Origin of the sequence: Streptomyces sp. NRRL WC-3549, assembly GCF_000721935.1 — a bacterium.
Lineage (GTDB): Bacteria > Actinomycetota > Actinomycetes > Streptomycetales > Streptomycetaceae > Streptomyces.
Genome location: NZ_KL585389.1, coordinates 45,237 through 46,240 on the forward strand (window position 1 = coordinate 45,237; position 1,004 = coordinate 46,240).

At 71.4% G+C, this 1,004-nt stretch carries 2 protein-coding genes; both read left to right on the forward strand.

Annotated elements, in window-relative coordinates:
- Positions 1-604 (forward strand): PP2C family protein-serine/threonine phosphatase (locus IH13_RS0107530; RefSeq protein WP_031082192.1); only part of this gene is annotated, 604 nt, incomplete at its 5' end.
- 79 nt (positions 605-683) lie between these two features.
- Positions 684-1,004: TetR/AcrR family transcriptional regulator (locus IH13_RS0107535; protein ID WP_031082194.1), on the forward strand; the 321-nt coding region annotated here is incomplete at its 3' end.

Genomic DNA, 1,004 nt, shown 5'->3' on the forward strand with positions numbered 1-1,004 from the left:
GGAGTCGGAGTCCCAGGTCGGCGGCGACTGGTACGACGCCGTCGTGCTGCCCTCCAAGCAGATCCTGCTGTGCGTCGGCGACATCGCTGGCCACGGCATCAAGGCCGCCACGGGCATGGTCGTGCTGCGCAACGCCATGCGCGGGCTCGCCATCACCGGCGCGGGTCCCGGCCAGCTCCTGTCCTGGCTGAACATCGTCGCCCACCACCTCACCGAACAGGTCACCGCGACGGCGGTCTGCGGCCTCTTCGACCCGGAGACCCGGGTCCTGCGCTGGGCCAGGGCCGGGCACCTGCCGCCCGTCCTCGTGCGGGGCGAGGAGGCCACCACGCTGCCGCTGCTCCAGGGGATGCTGCTCGGCGCCCTCGCCGAGGCCGACTACCAGGAGGAGGAGATCCAGCTCAAGGCGTCCGACACCCTGCTGATGTACACCGACGGACTCATCGAGCGCCGGGACACCAGCGTCCAGGACTCCCTCACCCAGCTCCTCGCCACCGCGGGGGCTCCGGCCCCCACCCTCGAACGGCGCCTGGACCGGCTGCTGACCCACAGCGAGTCGGACACGGACGACGACACCTGCATCATCGGCGTCAGGGTCGGCTGAACCTCCCTTGATGTGCATCGAATTTGCCTAAAGGCTTTAGGTAAATGCACACTGGAGCCCGTCGAGCGAGGGAGACGCCGTGGTACGGGCAGGGCTGACCACCGAACGTGTGGTGCGGGCGGGCGCGGAGCTGGCCGACGAGGCCGGCTTCGCGCAGGTGACCGTCTCCGCGGTGGCCCGGCACTTCGGCGTGAAGGTGGCGAGTCTGTACTCGCACGTCCGGAGTTCCCAGGACCTCAGGACGGGCATCGCCCTGCTGGCGCTGGAGGAGCTCGCCGACCGGGGGGACGCCGCGCTGGCCGGGCGGGCGGGCAAGGACGCCCTGGCCGCCCTCGGCAACGTCTACCGCGACTACGCCCGCGAGCACCCCGGCCGCTACGCGGCGGCCCAACTGCGGCTG